A 17,010-nucleotide genomic window follows, 5' to 3' on the forward strand; every position below is an offset into this window, starting at 1 on the left:
CTCGGATTTCAGGATTAAATAATGAAAAATGTTGATGATTTTGAACGTGTCGCACTAGGTTTTTTCCCAACGCCGTTAGAAGCGCTCAACCGGTTCGGCGACGCGCTGGGGATCAACTTGAGCATCAAGCGCGATGATTACACCGGTTTCGGCGGCGGCGGCAACAAAGTGCGCAAACTGGAATACCTGATGGCCGACGCCCGTCGCCAGAACGTCGATGTAGTCATTACCACCGGCGGACATCAGTCCAACCATGCGCGCATGGTGGCGGCGGCGGCGCGGAAATTCGCCATGAAGCCGGTGCTGGTGCTGCGCGGCGACGCGCCGCAAACCTATCAGGGGAATCTGCTGCTGGATAAGCTGTTCGGCGCGCAACTCCAGTTTCTCGATCCCGATGCCTACTTCACGCAAATCGACGGCGCGATGCAGGCCCATGCCGATGCGGCGGCGGCGCGAGGCGAAAAAGCGCTGATTATCCCTCTGGGCGGGGCGACGCCGCTGGGCGCGCTGGGCTATGTGCGGGCGATCGAGGAGATGGATGCGCAGCTGAAGGCCGGCGACCAGCCGCCGCCGCAGTTTATCGTCGCGCCGACCGGCTCCGGCGGCACGCTGGCCGGACTCTATGTCGGCGCGCGTCGCTACTGGCCGCAGACCAAAATCATCGGCATCAGCGTCAGCGCCAAAGCGCCGTGGTTCCAGACGCGCATCTCCGCCATGGCGCAGGAGTGCGCCGATTTGCTGGCCTGGCCGCAGCGCTGGACGCCGGAGGATATCTGGATAGAGGACGACTACGTCGGCGCGGCCTACGGCGTGCCTTCGGCCGGCGGCATCGACGCCATTTACCGCGTCGCGCAGGATGAAGGCGTGCTGCTGGATCCCGTTTACACCGGCAAGGCGATGCACGGTCTGATCGATTTGACCGCGCAGGGAAAAATCCCGGCCGGCGCCAGCGTGATATTCGTTCACTGCGGCGGCTCGCCCGCGCTCTACCCCTTCGCCCAGACGTTGCTGGAGCGCTAGCATGCCGCCGGCCTTGCGTTATCTGGATCGTCAGGCCGTCGTCCGGCTGGGCGGTGCCGACCCGCGCCAAGCCTATGACGACGTGGTCGAGGTGGTGAAGCTGATGCGGCGCGGAGAGGCGCAGATGACGCCGGAATCCCATGTCGATCTGGCGACGCCGCGCGGCAAAGCCTATGCGCTGCCGGCCGGCGTGGGCGGACGATTTAATGCCGCGGGCGTAAAATGGACGGTGCATCGTCCGCAAAGAACGGATGCGTTGCCGCAGGCGATGGCGACGACGCTGATTAACCGTCTGTCCGACGGCCTGCCGCTCGGCATCGTGGAGAGCGCGGCGCTGACCGCCGCCCGCACCGCCGCCGTGTCGGCCGTCGCCTTACGCCATGCGGCGCCGCGCGCGATACGGCGCGTGCTGCTGCTCGGCGCCGGCGTACAGGCGCAGGCGCACATTGAGATGCTGCGGGCGCTGTTCCCGACGCTGGAAAAGCTGGTGTGGTGGAACCGAACGCCGGAGACGCCGCAACGTCTTTTCTCTTCCCTGCCCGCCTTGCCGTGGCCGGTGGAATTTCCCGACACGCTCAGCCAGGCACTACAGACGGACTATGACGCGCTGCTCGCCTGCACCAGCGCGGCCGCGCCGATTCTCGGGCCGGATGCGCTGCGTCAGGGCGGCATCGTGTTGCAAACCGGCTACCATGAAATGCAGTTCAGCGGCATCCGTCAGGCCGGCAAAGTGGTGGTCGACCAGTGGGGCGAATTCTGCCGCACCAGCGCGAAAAGCCTGTTCCAGATGTACCGCGCCGGCGAATTCGAACCCCGCCGGGTAGCCGCCGACCTCGGCCAACTGCTGATCGACGGCTGGCGCAGCGAGACGAACGATAGCGTCTATTTCTCTTCGTTCGGCCTCAACGTATTTGATATCGCCCTGGCCGCCCGCGTATTGCAGGAAGCCGAACGCCGCGCCGACGGCGCCCTACTCCCTTTGTTGCAGAGGAATACCGATGTTGATTAAAGCCGAGGATTTGCTGCGTCGCCTGCGCGCCGGCGAACGATTCGCGCTGTTGGATACCCGCGATCGCGCCGATTGGCTGGCCGGTTCGTTGCCGGCAGCCGGTCATTTCAACGTATATGACTATTTTATCGACGACTGCACCGACGACGGCATCAACGCGATGGCCGACGACGTCACGGCGGGCTGGCGACGGCTGGGCGTGGCCAGCGACGTGACGCCGGTTTTTTTCGAACAGCAAACCGGCATGCGCTCGCCGCGCGGCGCGTGGTTTGCCTGGCTGATCGGCCGCGGCGATGCGGTGGTGCTCGACGGCGGCGTGGAGGCCTGGCTGGCGGCGGGCGGTCGGCTTTCTCCGGGGTCGGGGAGCGACAGCGCGGTGGCGCATCAGCCGCAGCGCGGCGTGGCGACCCGCTTTGCGCGCGACCTGACGGCCAGCCGCCGGCAGGTGCTTGACGCCGATGGCCGCCGCGACGTAATCCTTGACGCCCGGCGTCCCAGCGAGTTCGACGGCAGTTTCGTCCATGACTGCTGCCATCGCGCCGGGCGCATTCCCGGCGCAAAATTACTGTTTTGGGAAGATGTGGTTAACGACGGCGAGTTTCGTTCGCCGGAGGATATCGCCCAACGCGCCGCCGCGGCGGGATTGCATCCCGACCAGCGGATCGCCATTTATTGCCATCGCGGCGCCCGGGCCGCCACCGTACTGGTCGCGCTGCGCCTGGCCGGCTACCGGCATCTGGCGGTGTATGTCGGTTCCTGGCATGAGTGGGCGGAACATGACGAACTGCCCATCAAACAAGGAACTCAGGACGCCTGACGCAGGCGCAAAGCCCGACCGATATCCGGCGCCGCGTCCAGCAGTTGACGCGTATACGCATGCCGCGGCGCATTCAGAATCTGTTCGGTGACGCCGCTTTCCACGATCTTGCCGCGATACAACACCACCACCCTGTCGCACAGCTGGCGCACGGCGCTCAGATCGTGGCTGATAAACAGCACGCTCAGCCCCAACTGTTCACGCAGACGATCGAGCAACGCCAATATCTGGCCGCGCACCGATAAATCCAGCGCCGAAACGGCTTCGTCCGCCACCAGCAAATCCGGTTCAAGCGCCAGCGCGCGCGCAATCGCAATCCGCTGACGCTGACCGCCGGAAAAGGCGGCGGGCAAACGGCGGGCGTGATGGGGTTCCAGCCCCACCAGCGCCAGCAAAGCGTCGACGCGCGCCTGGATCTGATCGGCCGGACGCAATTTATACACGCGCACCGGCTCGGCGATCTGTTCGCCGATGGTCATTTTCGGGTTCAGGCTGGCGTACGGATCCTGAAAGATAATCTGCGCCCGACGCCTTAACAAACGCTGTCTGCCTTGTGAACTGACTTCATCGCCATCAAAGGTGATTTTCCCGCTATCCACCGGAATCAGGCCGATTGCCGCCCGGCCCAGCGTAGTTTTTCCCGATCCTGATTCACCGATCAGGCCGACGATTTCCGCTCTGCCGATATTCATTGAGGTGGGGAACAACACGGTATGGCGCTGCGCCGGGAAAAACGGCAGGCGATTTTTTTGAGGGTAGCTTTTCGTCAGGCATTCGATGCTGACCAGCGGCGCGGCCTGCCCGTCAGGCGCTCGCGTCGCTCTGGGTTGCGGCTGCGAGGCCGCGATCAGTTTGCGCGTGTAGTCATTCTGCGGCTGCGTGAGCAAGGTCGGCACCTCGCCCTGCTCGACGATGCGGCCGCGATACATCACGCAGGCGCGGTCGGCATAACGGGCCACCACGCTGAGATCGTGGGTAATCAGCAGGATCCCCATCGCCATTTCACGCTGTAAGGTCTGTAATAACGCCAGAATTTGCGTTTGGATGGTGGCATCCAGCGCGGTGGTCGGTTCGTCGGCAATCAGCAACGACGGCTTGCAGCTAATGGCGCTGGCGATCATCACCCGCTGCCGCATGCCGCCGGAAAGCTGGTGGATGTACTGCCGGGCGCGCAGCGCCGGATTAACGATGCCGACGCGATCCAGCAGCGCCACCGCCTCGCTCTGCGCCTGTTTCCAACTGAGCTTTTGATGGCGCACCAGCACTTCGGCAATCTGTTCGCCGACTTTCAGCACCGGGTTCATGCTGGTCATCGGCTCCTGAAAGATGGTCGCCATGCGCTGGCCGCGCAGATGAGAGGCAAACGGCGAGCCGGGTCTGGCGATCGTCTGCCCCTCAAACCGGATTTCCCCGCCGGTCTGATGCACGCCCGACGGCAACAATCCCATTAACGCAAGCGAGGTCAGCGTCTTGCCGGATCCCGACTCGCCGACCAGCGCCACGATTTCACGCCGGGCGACGGAAAAACACAGGTCTGTCGCCAGCGACGAGCCGCTTTCCGTGCCGATGCTAAGGTTATCGACGTCGAGTAAAGAATCCGAGAGCGCCATCTTTCTGCCCCAAAACGGTTGGTTAGATTATACCCCGAGAATATATCCTATATTCTTGCGCGGCAAGGCGCCGGTTAGGCCGTTTGGTTATGACTCAGATGGATATTTTTTATGACGGGCTTCCCTGCCCGTCACCCGTTGGGCCGTCGCAAGCGACGTTTAAAATCGCTCCCGGCGATTTTTTATGACGGCTTCCCTGCCCGTCACCCGTTGGGCCGTCGCAGGCGACGTTTAAAATCGCTCCTGGCGATTTTTTATGACGGGCTTCCCTGCCCGTCACCCGTTAGGCCGTCGTAAGCGACGTTTAAAATCGCTCCCGGACTGAGGAATCGCCAGAAATCAGAGTATGGAATATCTATAAGCACAGTGAGAGTTTCGTGCGCACTAACCTCAGTCGATTTCTGCCACCGTCGCAGCACGCGCCCGACACGGGGCGGTTCAGTCGCCGCCGCCCCATGACCCCGGGCTTTTCGCGAAATCGCGTCGCTACGCGATGCCTTCGGCGTTCGTGACCGCGGATCGGGCCGCCATTGACGCGCTCCCGGCGCGGCACTGGCTTTCGCGGCGTCCATGCCGCTCACCCGGCGGTCACACCCACCTCAGCGCAATTTTTTACGCGAAGAAAAACCTTTAAAAGACAAAATCCTGCTATCTAAGACGATACTTAATTATTTTCTGGAGATTCCTCAGGATCCCGGCGTCAACAGGCTTACAATCGGTGTTATTTTTATCGCCTCAGGAAAATTTATATGAAGAAATCAACGCTAAAGGCGGCGCTTACGGCGTTTTGCGCCCTCTGGTGGCTTCCCGCCGCCCCCGCGCTTGCCGACGCCGACGATCAATATAGGCTGGAGAAAGTGGTTATGCTGAGCCGCCACGGCGTTCGCGCGCAGACCAACAGCCAAAAGCTGAATCAGGCCACCGGGAAGCAATGGCCCCAGTGGAATGTTCAGGACGGCCACCTTTCCGGGCATGGTTACGCCGGCATCGTCAATCAGGCCGGCTATCAAATTACGCTCTGGCGCGATGCGGGGCTGCCGCTCGGTGCCGGCTGTCCCTCACCCGGCCAGGTGTTTGCCTGGGCCAGCCCGTTGCAACGCACCCGGGCGACGGCGCAGGCCCTGCTTGACGGCATGTTTCCCGGCTGCGGCCTGTCCGCCGGCAGCACGGTTGAAAAACAGGATCCGTTGTTTCAAAGCGCCGACATGGCATTATCCAAACCGAACGGCGCGCTGGTCAGACAGCAGATACTCGAACGCATGGGCGGCAGCGAAGAGGCCGTCGCCAAACGCTATCAGCCCGACGTTGAACGCCTGCGTCAGGCCGTTTGCGCCGACGCCGCCTGCGCATTCCTGGATGAACCCTGGCGACTGGTTGAAAAAGAAGACCGCTTCTCGCTAAAAGGCCCGCTATCCGCAGGCGCCAACATCGGCGAAACCATCCGCCTGCAATACAGCGAAGGGTTGCCGTTAAGCCAGGTGGCTTTCGGTCATGCCGTCAACGCCCGACAGGTGGCGGCGCTGATGGCGCTACATGCCGCTAAATACGATATGGTCAGCGATACCCCGGAACTGGCTCGCCACGGCGGCACGTTGCTGATGACGCAGCTTGCGGCGGCATTAACGCAGGGAACGCCATTGGCGCCAGCGGCAACGGCGCAACCCGCCGCCCTGCTGACGCTGCTGATCGGTCATGACACCAATATCGCGCAGATTCAAACCATGCTGAACTTCAAGTGGACGCTGGGGGAATATCCGCAAAATGATATTCCGCCCGGCGGCAGTCTGGTTTTTGAACGCTATCGCGATACCCGCAGCGGCGAGGCGCTGGTTCGGCTGTCATTCACCGCCATGTCGCTGGATCAATGGCGCAACCTCAGCCGCTTCGACGCCGCGCACCCATTACTCAGCGCGGATTATGCCGACGATGCCTGCCGAAAAACCGCGATAGGGACGCTGTGTCCGCTTGGGCATATGGTACAGGTGATGGAAAACTCGATGGCGACGGGGATCCGTGCGCCGCAGGCCATTTTTCATTAACCGCAAACAGGCGACCCTCTATCGGTCGCCTGTTCTGATGTTCGCGAAAATCTTAGCGCGCTAACATCAGCGAGCGGCGGCTGACGTCGCCTTATCAAGCACCGTCTGGATCATCGCCGCCAGTTCGTTAATTTCGAATTTCGCCACATAGCCATCCGCGCCCACCTTGCGGACGTGATCTTCATTCGCGCTGCCGGACAGCGAAGAGTGGATAATCACGGGAATATTTTTCAGAAAATCGTCGTGCTTGATATTCCGCGTCAGGGTAAAACCATCCATCTCAGGCATTTCCAGGTCGGTGAGCACAAAGGCGATTTTGTCCGAAATCGGCCGGCCTTCCTGCTGGGCTTCTTGCGCCATCGCCTTGATCTTTTTCCAGGCTTCCAGCCCGGTCACATGCATCACCGACGGAATCGACATCATTTTCAGCCCCTGCTCAAGCAGCGAACGCGCGACTTTGGAATCCTCGGCGACGATGGCGACCGCCCCCGGTTTAATGGGAAATTTCTTCGTTTCCATATTATCGATATGAACATCGCGATCCACGGGGATGATGTCATGCAAAATCTGCTCGACATCCAGCACCAGGGCCAGGCGATTGCTCTCTTTATCGCTGTCGAGACGGGCGATGCTGGTGACATGACGACTGCTGACGCCCGCTTCGGCCGTCAATACCTGCCCCCAGTCAAGACGAACGATATCGTCAACGGATTCGACGGCAAATGCCTGGGTGCTGCGCGCGTATTCCGTCACCAGCAGAATATTAAGGCCGGTGGCGGGTACGCAGCCCGCAACGGCCGGAAGATCGATAACCGGAATGATTTGTCCGCGGATGTTCACCATGCCGAGCATCGGGGGTTTCATGCCCGCCGCCTTGGTTAACGACGGCATCGGCACGATTTCGCGCAGCTTGAACACATTAATGCCGAACAACTCGGATTTTCCTTCATGCTCGGTGTTTCCCAATCGGAACAATAACAATTCAAACTTGTTGGCCGAGGTGAGATTTGTCCTTTCATCGATTTCTTTTTGAAAATTATCCATGCTTGCCTCAATACGAATAATAATGATGGGCCTAACCAAACGACATTCATGATGCGAGCAAAGAAGGCCCAACATCTCCTTTTCACACGGTACGCGCTTGACTGCGCGCTTCAGATCGCTCTTGCCGACGCTCCATTTGCAGAAAGAGAAAATAGCGGTCCAATTTATCTATTTTCGACCTGTCGGATTTAAAGTTTAGTGAAATGTTGTGTAGAGACGCTTAATTAGCATATAGCCGTCATCTTTCAAGTTGCCGGTGCGCTGGCTGCGTTACTCGGCCCGTCCATGGGCCTCGCCCCTTCGGGGCCAGCGCAAGCGCTGTGCAAAACGCCATGCGTTTTGTCCCTCAACTCGACATCTATTGGGTATAAAGCTGGCGGATAATCGCGTAATAGCCGTCCGCCGCGCGCGTAAGTTGTTCGACCTCAATATACTCGTCAATCACATGGGCCAGATTTTCGCGCGACGGACCGAATCCGATCGTCGCAATCTCCGCCTCTCCGGCGTAGTGGCTGCCGTTGGTGCAAAACGAATAGGTCGACACCTGCGGCGAACGTCCCAGTTGCGTCAGCACGGTCAGCGCCGCATCGACCAGCGGGTGCCGTCGGTCCGTGATCCAGCCGGGAAAGAAACGTTTCCCCTCGATGATATTGCCGGTGTAACAGGTCTCCTGTCCCTCTGCGTATGAAACACGGGCGCGGAACTGCGGATCTTCGGCGCTGAGTTTTGCCAGCAATGCGCGTAGCGGCGCCAGTACGCTCTCTTCCGTTTCCCCCACCAGTAAACGACGGTCGGCCGTCGCCCGGCAATAATCGGGAACCACCGACGCGCCGGGATAAGGCGAGGACTTGATATCGGTGATCTCCAGAATTCCTTTCCCTAATTGCGGATGTTGCGGCGCGGTCAGCGCTTGTAAGCGGTTAATCAGTCTGCTCATGTGATACACCGCATTGATTCCTTTCTCGGGATTGGCCGAGTGCGCCGGTTTGCCGAAAGTTTCGAAGACAATCTCCGCCCGCCCCCGCTGCCCGACGTTGACATTCAACGCCGACGCCTCGCCGATAATCACCATGTCAGGTTGGTAACGCGCGCTGATCGCCCGCGCCGCGACGCCTTCGAAACACTCTTCATGCACCACGCAGGCGACATAAATCGCGCCGCGAAAATTCCGCTGATGATCCTCGGCGAAAAATCCCACGGCGGCGATCATGGCGGCGACCGCCCCTTTCATGTCGGACGTGCCGCGGCCATACATTTTCCCGTCACGGATCTCCGCGCCCCACGGCGCCTGCCGCCACTGGCTTTCATCCACCGGCACCGTATCGATATGGCCGTCAAGCAGCAGCGTCTTCCCCGGCTGCTTGCCGATAATACCGCCGACGATATTGCCGAAATCATCGATGTGAATCTCATCAAACCGGAAGTGCTCCATGATGCGGCGAATCTCATCCACCACCGGCGCTTCATGACCGGAATAGCTCTTTTGCCGCACCAGGGACTGGCAGTATTCAATCACTTGCTGATGACGTTTCTCAGTTAACATGTCTGGTATTCCCCGAAATCTATCTATTTAATGCGTTTGCTGACAAAGACCGGTGAGCGGCGATAAGTTGGTCAACGGTCTGATTTGATTTGTTTTTGCCACGGCGGGTCTGGCGAGCGTTTATTGCGCCGCTTTTATTTTTTATCCCGCAAAACTGGGCTCTTTGCCGCCCCAGACCACATCGAGATAATGTTCCGGATCGGTATCGCCCTCGGTACTGATGAGCAGAACTCTGGCGCTGTCGTTCAGTCCTAACCGCTCGCGCAGTTCGGCCAACCTGGGCGAGCGCATAATCAGCGCCAGCGCCCCGGCGGTGACCGCGCCGGATTCGCCGGAAATAACCTGACGATCGCCGGGCAGCGGATGTCCCAGCATACGCATCCCGTGCGCAGCGACGTAGTCGGGACAAGACAGGAAGCTGTGGGAGTAATCACGCAGCAGACCCCACCCCAGTTGATTGGCCTCGCCGCAGGCCAGTCCCGCCATGATGGTTTGCAGCATGCCATCCACGACCACGGCGCTGCCGGATTGTCCTTCGGCCGAACGGCGCAGACAATCCGCCTGATCGGATTCCACCACGATCACGCGCGGCGCCTGCTCGCCCCAGAGGGCGCGAAAAACGCCCTGCACCATGCCGGCAAACGCGCCGACGCCCGCCTGAACAAAAACGTGGGTCGGCCGTTGCTGCGCCAGCCGATCGCAGGCTTCCAGCAGCAGCGTGCCGTAGCCCTGCATAATCCAGCGCGGCACATCCTCATAACCTTCCCAGGCGGTATCCTGCAACACCACCCAGCCGCCTTCGGCCGCGCGTTGCGCCGTCATTCTTACCGCTTCGTCATAATTCATATCGACGATAGACGCCTGCGCCCCTTCACGCCGGATGGCCGCCAGTCGTTGCGCAGACGAACCCCGCGGCATGTAAATCACCGCTTTTTGTCCGAGCTGGCGCGCCATCCATGCCACGCCGCGCCCGTGGTTGCCGTCCGTGGTGGTGGCGAAGGTGACGGGAGGAATACGCCGCTTCACTTCCTCGCTCACCATCGCCGGAAATGGCAGCGTGCTTAAGGGTTGCCCCAGCGCGCCGGCGACATATTTCGCCATGGCGAAGGACGCGCCCAGCACCTTGAAAGCATTCAGGCCGAAGCGCTGCGATTCATCCTTGACGAAGATCGCCCCCAGCCCAAGGCGATCCGCTAACTGCGTCAGTTCCACCAGCGGCGTTTCCTGATAACCGGGAATGGTGCGATGAAACTGGCGCGCCTCTTCCAGCGCCTCGCGCCGGAAGTCGGCGGTGCTGGCGGCGGGATGGCGGGAAAAGTCCGTATCATTAATGAAATACTGAATAGAATTGGTCATAACGCGGTATAAATCCGTAATCAAAAGGGTGAACACCAGCCGGCAGGCGACGCGGCGGATGAAAAAAACCGCCGGCAAGGCGCGCCGGGCCAGAGGACGTCTGATCAGTCGGCGTGCCGATAAACCCGACGCAGGAAATTTTTGGTGCGCTCCTGCTGCGGCGCGGTGAAGAGCTGTTCCGGATGGCCCTGTTCCACGACAACGCCATGATCCATAAACAGCACCCGATCCCCCACTTCACGGGCAAAGGCCATTTCATGGGTGACGACCAGCATGGTCATTCCCTCATCGGCCAGCCCTTTCATCACCGACAGCACTTCATCAACCAATTCCGGGTCGAGTGCGGAAGTCGGCTCGTCGAACAGCATAATTCTGGGATTCATCGCCAGCGATCGGGCTATCGCGGCGCGCTGTTGCTGCCCGCCGGACAGCTCGCGCGGATAGCTTTCGATTTTCTGTTTCAATCCGACCCGCTCCAGCAGTTGAACCGCCTGAGTCCTGGCCTGATCGCGCGGCATTTTTTTGACGATCATCGGTGCGGCCATCACGTTTTCCAGCACCGTTTTATGCGGAAACAGATTAAAACGCTGAAACACCATGCCCACATGCATCCGCAGATAACGGAGGTCGGCTTTATCATGCACTTCGTTGTTATCAAAAATGATATTCCCGCTCTGAATGGTCTCCAGATGGTTGATGCAGCGTAACACCGTACTCTTGCCGGAGCCGCTCGGGCCGATAATCACCACTTTCTCACCGGGCTTGACCAGCAGATGAAAGTTTTTTAACACCTCGACATCGCCGAAACTTTTACCGACGTTGTGCATTTCAAGGATATAACCGCTCATGATCTCGCCATCCTTTTTTCCAGCCAGGCTGCTATCAGCATGAAAAACGTATTCATGATGAGATAAAGGGCGGCAACCGTGGTGTAGACCTCAAAAGATCGGAAGGTTGCCGAGTTAATCCGATCGGCGACATGAAACAGCTCGGCGATCGTGACCAGCGAAACAATGGACGAATTTTTCAACGTCATAATGAACTGGTTCACCAGCGCGGGAACGCAGAACTTAATGGCCTGCGGGGCAATGATATGGAACATCGACTGTCCCCCGTTCATGCCCAATGACGCCGCCGCTTCCGCCTGTCCCTTATCCACCGACTGTATGCCGCCGCGGATAATTTCCGTGATGTAAGCGCCGGCGTTAATCCCCAATCCGAGAATGCCGGCCTCCATACTGCCCATAGGCAGGCCGATGGCCGCCAGACCAAAATACAGAATAAATAACTGCACCAGGAACGGCGTCCCACGCACTACCCAGACATAGAGAAATGCGGGCCAGCGTAATAACGGATTACGTGATAACCGGCAAAGCGCACCGATAATCCCTGATGCCATTCCCAACAGGAGCGCGCAAGCAGATACCTGTAGCGTCACCACGCAACCATCCAACAGCAGTGGCAACTTACTCAGAACCACACCATAGTTAAGATCGATGCTCATCATCTAAATCGCCTTATGATTACTTGCCGATGATCCATTTGTTGTACAGCGCGTCCAGTTCGCCGCTTGCCCGCATTTCATTGATGACGGTATTCACCAGCGTAACCAACCGGCTATCGCCCTTTTTGATGGCAATCCCCAGAGAGGCTTCGGTAAAGGGCTGGCCGACCACTTTGACGTTATCAAAAACCTTGTTCAGCTCCATTTGATTGAGCAGGTCGTTAATACCGGCATCAATGCGCCCGGAGGTTAAGTCCAGCGTCTGCGCGCTGGTATCCTGATAGGCTTTGATAGTGAACGGCGTGGTCTCGCTCAGTTTGCGGGCCACCTGCTCGCTGGTTGCGCCCGCTTTGGCGCCGACGGTCAACCCTTTCAAATCTTCCGGACGGGTAATGGCGTTATTGGTTTTCTTCACCACCAGCACCATGCCGGTTTTTAAATAAGGTTCGGAAAAGTCGACCACCTTTTTACGTTCATCGTTGATATACATAGCGGCAATCACAATATCCGCGTGACCGCTCTGTACCGACGGGATCAGCGAGGTAAATTGCATATCTTTAATTTTCAGTTTGACCCCTAATTTCTCCGCGATCTTTTTGGCGATATCAATGTCATAACCTACCATCTGATTATTATCGTCATAATATTCGAACGGGCGATAATTACCGGTCGCAACAATCAATTCTCCGCGCGCCTTTATTTTATCGATAGTGGAATCATCGGCCTGGGCCGCCATACTCATACCAACGCCAAACAGGATAGTCATGGCGCAAAGACATTTTTTAACAAAAATATTCATGATTTACCTCATCAGTAAAAAAACAATAAAGCCCCTGGTGTTGAGAAATTCATCAACTATTTATTTAAAAAAATGATTAGATAGTCCCAATAGGTAATGGGTTTAATTGATTATCATTTAGCAATGAAATGACGGCGTTGACCGTCGGCATCCAACGTTTCTCCTTTATATTGCGTAATAGGACCATAAGCAGCGGGCTGCCGGTGAATATCAAAATTGAAGGTGGTCTTTTTATATTTTTGGCAAAAATCCAAATCGCAATGCGCAATCGCCACTTCATCGCCTTTGGTAATACAGGCAGCAACCACTTCTCCCGATGGCGCGATAATGCAGCTCCCGCCGATCTGCTCGATTCCCTCTTCGCAACCGGCTTTAGCCACTCCGACAACCCAGGTGCCATTCTGGTAGGCGCCCGCCTGTAGCGAGAGCTGATTATGAAACAGCGATAAATCATCATGTTCCGGCGCGGGCGCGTTATGTACCGGCGTGTTGTAGCCAATCAGCACCATCTCCACGCCCTGTAACCCCATCACACGATAGGTTTCCGCCCAGCGTCGATCGTTACAGATCGCCATGCCGAAAATGCCGCCGAAGGCGGGATAAACGTCGAAACGATTTCCCGGCGCAAAATAGCGCTTCTCCAGATGCTGGAATGCCCGCCAGGGTTCATTTTCCCGATGCCCCGGTAAATGCACCTTGTGGTATTTACCAATAATCTCGCCCGTTTTATCCACCAGAATAGCGGTGTTGTAATGTTTAACCTGCCCGTCTTCGTATGCTAATTCCGCATAGCCAAGATAAAATCCTATTTTCATCGACTTTGCCAAATCAAACAGCGGCTGCGTCGCCGAATTCGGCATGGCGGTTTCAAACCATTCATCAATAATATTCTGATCTTCAATATACCAACGGGGGAAAAACGTGGTTAACGCCAGTTCAGGATAAACAATAATATCCGCGCCCAAACTTTTCGCTTCGCGCATCATTGCCATCAGACGCGCGACGACATCTTCTCTGCTATCTGTTCTATTAACCGGACCTAATTGACCCATAGCCACATTGACATAACGGGGCATAATTTACTCTCCTGTATTTCAAACCTGTTCATCATTATTAATAAATAGATCACCGGTCATTTGATGTATTCTTTCGATTTCCTGCATTCTTTCCTTTGCTTTTTGCGGATGTTGTAATGCCAGTTCGCCGGCCAGAAAATTAATCATACTGATGCCGACCGTATAAGAATCGAAAATCGTTCGGCTGGCGGTATGACAGGCCAACACCACGTCCACCTGCGCATTCAGTGAAGAAATCAATCTATCGCATAAACAGATCATTTTGATGTTTCTGCTTTTGGCGACGTTGACAATTTTATCCAGCATGTTGACGCGTCTGGGGAAATCCACCACCAGCATGACATCGTCCGCGTGCAGATCGGCCAGGTTATCGACAAAACGACCGGCGCTGTCGTTGACCAGGCGAACATCAGGGCAGATATTGGAAAAAATCGACAACGCATAATAGGCGGAGATATAACTGTTTCTGAATCCGGTGATCCAGATACGGCGGGCGCCCCCCAGCAGTTCCACCGCTTGGGTCAGATTATCGGCGAACACGCTATCCAGCGCGTTATCAATATTTTTCTTGTCCGTTTCAACGTGCGCCGCCAGACGCTCATAAGTATCCGCCGCGCCCGGCGCCGTATTCTCAAGATGGGTCAGCGGTGATTTACCGGTGACCATCGCGGGCCTGAATGTGCGGCGAAAATGATTAAAATCGGTAAAGCCGAGATGACGAAAACAGCGCGCCGCCGTCGATTTTGACACGCCGGCCTGCTTGGCCAACTCGGTTGCGCTATAGCTGGCGAGGTTGTGCTGATAGCGCAGCAGAACCGTAACGAATTTTTTCTCGGCCGGAGAAAGCATCGGATGGATCTGACGGATCAGATCCTGTAGCTCGCCGATGGCTTCCGCCGAATGGTTATCTGAATAGCTGGACATGGTCGTTAGCCTCTTTGGCACCATTGTTTCTTGAAAAAACAAATCATGAAACAGATGAACCAATAAAAGCAATTAACGGGCCATATAGAAAAATAAATATATAAGATACTAATAAATAAATATTTTATTTTTAACGTCGCTAAAAGAGATGCGGTTTAACGCCGCACTGCCCCATAAAAACGCATTCATCGCACCACAATGGGGCGTCGATGCTCACCTCTGGCGCCAGCGTCAAACGCCCCCGCATGTTTCAGCGCCGTGTCAACATCAGGGGGGAATGATCAAAAATCGGGGATATCTTTATCATTCGCGATGACTCAGACATCCTTTTCCTTATTTTTCAAAATAGCTTTCACGCTATCCACGTAAAGCAGGTTTTGCTTATCCGTTTCCCCGCTGGCGGCGGTGGTCAGCGTACTGTTTCCCGATTCGCCGTGCAGCGCCACCTGCTGACCCGCTACTGGTTCACCTGAACCGACCCACGCCATTTGCGGCTGAAGTTCATAATCCCCCTGCTGGTACTGATTAAACATCTGGCTGGCGCTTTGCCCGCTGAACTTCTGCCACACCGCCGCCCGCTGAATGATTTTGTCCGGCGCGCCGCTTTCCACTTCGCCATTCCCGATCCGCAGGTAGCCGCCGCCGCTGCTCAGGATGATTTCTTTTTTCGCGCTGATGATGATTCGGCCTTCACTGCTTCTTATCTGCACATCTTTCAAGGCATCTAACGCCATTTCATCGCCCTGCGCCTGCAACTCCACTTTGCCTCTGGCGGCAAATAACTTCATGCCCGCTTTCTGCGCATACAGGCTTATCCGTTCGCCCGCCGCCACGGTGAACTTTTTCAGTACGCTCATATCGGTACTACCGCCGCTGGTAACCGTCACGTTTTCACCTGCCGAGATCTGTAGATTTTTAGGCGTCACCTGTGCTATCCCTTCCGGGGCCGATAGCACTATCGCCTGCTGTTTCAGCGCGTCCAGCGTTTCCGTCAACAGCGCCTTTTGCCGCTCCACATCCGCCAGTTCCGCTTGCGCCGTTTCCGCCGCCGCACGCAACGATTCAGCCTGATGCAACGCCTGCTCCAGTTGCGCTATTGCTTCCTTCATATCCAACTGAGCGGAGCTGGCGCGTTCCCGTTTCTCCGCGCTAATGAACAGCCCTTTCCCCGCCCGTATCGCGCCCCACTGGTCGGTGCGCAGCTCAAACCCTTCGCCCCGCCGCTGACGGCTGCCGTCCACCAGATGCCCCAGGTTCAGCTGCGACTTGCCGCCGTACTCGGTCGACAGCTTGATATGCTCTTTGCCCCGCTCGTCCTCCATCCGCAGCTTGTTGTTCGCCGGCGTGCGGATGACGTTGCGCTTGTTGTTCGCCTGCGTTACGTGGTCCGGGTGCCTGGAATCGTGCAGCGCATACGCAATGTACGGCCGGTCCGGGTTGCCCTCCCCGAACGCTATCGCCACCTCCGTTCCCGCTATCAGCGGCAGGTGCATGCCGTAGGTGTCCCCGCTGTACGGCTTCGCCAGCCGCACCCACAGGCTTTCATAACCCGTCTTCCAGTTGTCCAGGTCGAAGTCGAACTTCACCCGGTAACGCCCCTGCTTGTCCAGATGCGCGTAAGCGTCGCCCTGCGTGATGCTCGTCACCCGCGCCGGCAGCGTTCCCGCTATCGTCGGCCGGGGTTCCGGCGTGGGACGAAAACCCACCGTCTCGCTGTACGGTATGCCGGTAAATGTCAGCGTATAGCTGCTGTCCCGCCGCGCCCCGGCGCTGACCGTGGTGATGAGCACCCCGCTGGCAAAGCTGTCCGGCGCCGCGCCGTCGATTTCCAGCATCTGCCCCGGCGTCAGCGTCAAGGCATTGCTCTCCCCGCGCAGCTGGTGTTGCTGGTTCAGCAGCCGTTCATGCCGCAGCCGCGCGTAGAAATTGCCCCCTTCCGCCGTCTCGCCTGACGAATCCTCGCCGCTTTCCCCGTCCAGCGTCAGGTAGTGGTCGCCGTAACGGTACACCTGACCGTAAGCGCCCTCCCCGCCGCCGGTCACGTCCGCCTCGGTCTGCAAGCCCTCCCCCGCCTGCCGGTAGTTGTAATCCTTCACCCGCACCGACTGGCTGACCACCTGGTGCGTCGAGTTCAGCCCCCATACCGACTCCACCCCGTTGTCGTTCATCCCCGACGGGCTGCGCAGCGGCAATCGCACGTCAAACTGGTAGAACTGCTGGTCGTCGGCGAACACCACCACCTCCCGCTTCAGCCGCGCGTCCATCTCGA

At 57.8% G+C, this 17,010-nt stretch carries 14 protein-coding genes; 4 read left to right on the forward strand and 10 right to left on the reverse strand.

Translation table 11 applies throughout. The annotated features are described in order from the left end of the window. Positions 1–21: 21 nt before the first annotated feature. Genes ABRZ26_RS20960 through ABRZ26_RS20970 form a run of 3 tightly spaced genes read left to right on the forward strand, consistent with a single transcriptional unit; the run spans position 22 to position 2,846 of the window. On the forward strand, positions 22–1,020 hold the full coding sequence (locus tag ABRZ26_RS20960) for a 1-aminocyclopropane-1-carboxylate deaminase/D-cysteine desulfhydrase (protein ID WP_319606043.1): 999 nt from the start codon (positions 22–24) through the stop codon (positions 1,018–1,020). A 1-nt stretch (position 1,021) separates the two neighbouring features. Further along, positions 1,022–2,029, forward strand: coding sequence for an ornithine cyclodeaminase (locus ABRZ26_RS20965; RefSeq protein WP_319606044.1), 1,008 nt, complete (start codon positions 1,022–1,024; stop codon positions 2,027–2,029). Next, positions 2,019–2,846 carry a sulfurtransferase gene (locus tag ABRZ26_RS20970; protein ID WP_319606045.1) on the forward strand — a complete coding sequence of 276 codons (828 nt, stop codon included), beginning with the start codon at positions 2,019–2,021 and terminating at the stop codon, positions 2,844–2,846. Before ABRZ26_RS20965 ends, ABRZ26_RS20970 begins: the two co-directional genes overlap by 11 nt. Here ABRZ26_RS20970 and ABRZ26_RS20975 read toward each other — a convergent pair. Further along, positions 2,834–4,456, reverse strand: coding sequence for a dipeptide ABC transporter ATP-binding protein (locus tag ABRZ26_RS20975; RefSeq protein WP_319606046.1), 1,623 nt, complete (start codon positions 4,454–4,456; stop codon positions 2,834–2,836). The genes ABRZ26_RS20970 and ABRZ26_RS20975 overlap by 13 nt on opposite strands. A 749-nt stretch (positions 4,457–5,205) precedes the next feature. Between ABRZ26_RS20975 and ABRZ26_RS20980 the strand changes: the two genes are divergently transcribed. Beyond that, complete coding sequence (locus ABRZ26_RS20980; RefSeq protein ID WP_319606047.1) at positions 5,206–6,495, forward strand: histidine-type phosphatase; 1,290 nt, start codon at positions 5,206–5,208, stop codon at positions 6,493–6,495. Between the two features lie 66 nt (positions 6,496–6,561). Here the strand turns inward: ABRZ26_RS20980 and ABRZ26_RS20985 are convergent, their stop codons facing one another. The 9 genes from ABRZ26_RS20985 to ABRZ26_RS21025 form a co-directional block, all read right to left on the reverse strand. Next, the gene (locus ABRZ26_RS20985; protein ID WP_319606048.1) at positions 6,562–7,539 is read right to left on the reverse strand and encodes a chemotaxis protein; all 978 of its coding nucleotides are present in this window, start codon (positions 7,537–7,539) and stop codon (positions 6,562–6,564) included. Between the two features lie 358 nt (positions 7,540–7,897). Continuing rightward, positions 7,898–9,082: a YgeY family selenium metabolism-linked hydrolase gene (locus ABRZ26_RS20990; RefSeq protein ID WP_319606049.1), complete on the reverse strand. Its 1,185-nt coding sequence runs from the start codon at positions 9,080–9,082 to the stop codon at positions 7,898–7,900. Between the two features lie 141 nt (positions 9,083–9,223). After that, the gene (gene dpaL, locus ABRZ26_RS20995; protein ID WP_319606050.1) at positions 9,224–10,438 is read right to left on the reverse strand and encodes a diaminopropionate ammonia-lyase; all 1,215 of its coding nucleotides are present in this window, start codon (positions 10,436–10,438) and stop codon (positions 9,224–9,226) included. 104 nt (positions 10,439–10,542) lie between these two features. After that, the gene (locus ABRZ26_RS21000; RefSeq protein ID WP_319606064.1) at positions 10,543–11,274 is read right to left on the reverse strand and encodes an amino acid ABC transporter ATP-binding protein; all 732 of its coding nucleotides are present in this window, start codon (positions 11,272–11,274) and stop codon (positions 10,543–10,545) included. 8 nt (positions 11,275–11,282) lie between these two features. Next, on the reverse strand, positions 11,283–11,945 hold the full coding sequence (locus ABRZ26_RS21005) for an amino acid ABC transporter permease (RefSeq protein ID WP_319606051.1): 663 nt from the start codon (positions 11,943–11,945) through the stop codon (positions 11,283–11,285). 16 nt (positions 11,946–11,961) lie between these two features. Next, positions 11,962–12,741 carry an ABC transporter substrate-binding protein gene (locus tag ABRZ26_RS21010; protein WP_319606052.1) on the reverse strand — a complete coding sequence of 260 codons (780 nt, stop codon included), beginning with the start codon at positions 12,739–12,741 and terminating at the stop codon, positions 11,962–11,964. A gap of 113 nt (positions 12,742–12,854) precedes the next feature. After that, positions 12,855–13,817: an N-carbamoyl-D-amino-acid hydrolase gene (locus ABRZ26_RS21015; RefSeq protein ID WP_319606053.1), complete on the reverse strand. Its 963-nt coding sequence runs from the start codon at positions 13,815–13,817 to the stop codon at positions 12,855–12,857. An 18-nt stretch (positions 13,818–13,835) separates the two neighbouring features. After that, entirely contained in the window at positions 13,836–14,741 is a 906-nt protein-coding gene (locus ABRZ26_RS21020; RefSeq protein WP_319606054.1) for a MurR/RpiR family transcriptional regulator, read from the reverse strand. Between the two features lie 317 nt (positions 14,742–15,058). Next, on the reverse strand, positions 15,059–17,010 hold a 1,952-nt coding region (locus ABRZ26_RS21025), incomplete at its 5' end, for a DUF2345 domain-containing protein (RefSeq protein WP_319606055.1).

Source organism: Brenneria sp. L4-2C, from assembly GCF_040240335.1.
Taxonomy (GTDB): Bacteria; Pseudomonadota; Gammaproteobacteria; order Enterobacterales; family Enterobacteriaceae; genus Brenneria.

Coding starts and splice junctions, on each gene's coding strand:
- dpaL (WP_319606050.1), bottom strand. CDS start 10,438: ATGACCAATTCTATTCAGTATTTCATTAATGATACGGACTTTTCCCGC.
- ABRZ26_RS20980 (WP_319606047.1), top strand. CDS start 5,206: ATGAAGAAATCAACGCTAAAGGCGGCGCTTACGGCGTTTTGCGCCCTC.
- ABRZ26_RS20990 (WP_319606049.1), bottom strand. CDS start 9,082: ATGTTAACTGAGAAACGTCATCAGCAAGTGATTGAATACTGCCAGTCC.
- ABRZ26_RS20975 (WP_319606046.1), bottom strand. CDS start 4,456: ATGGCGCTCTCGGATTCTTTACTCGACGTCGATAACCTTAGCATCGGC.
- ABRZ26_RS21005 (WP_319606051.1), bottom strand. CDS start 11,945: ATGATGAGCATCGATCTTAACTATGGTGTGGTTCTGAGTAAGTTGCCA.
- ABRZ26_RS21020 (WP_319606054.1), bottom strand. CDS start 14,741: ATGTCCAGCTATTCAGATAACCATTCGGCGGAAGCCATCGGCGAGCTA.
- ABRZ26_RS21010 (WP_319606052.1), bottom strand. CDS start 12,741: ATGAATATTTTTGTTAAAAAATGTCTTTGCGCCATGACTATCCTGTTT.
- ABRZ26_RS20960 (WP_319606043.1), top strand. CDS start 22: ATGAAAAATGTTGATGATTTTGAACGTGTCGCACTAGGTTTTTTCCCA.
- ABRZ26_RS20985 (WP_319606048.1), bottom strand. CDS start 7,539: ATGGATAATTTTCAAAAAGAAATCGATGAAAGGACAAATCTCACCTCG.
- ABRZ26_RS20965 (WP_319606044.1), top strand. CDS start 1,022: ATGCCGCCGGCCTTGCGTTATCTGGATCGTCAGGCCGTCGTCCGGCTG.
- ABRZ26_RS20970 (WP_319606045.1), top strand. CDS start 2,019: ATGTTGATTAAAGCCGAGGATTTGCTGCGTCGCCTGCGCGCCGGCGAA.
- ABRZ26_RS21015 (WP_319606053.1), bottom strand. CDS start 13,817: ATGCCCCGTTATGTCAATGTGGCTATGGGTCAATTAGGTCCGGTTAAT.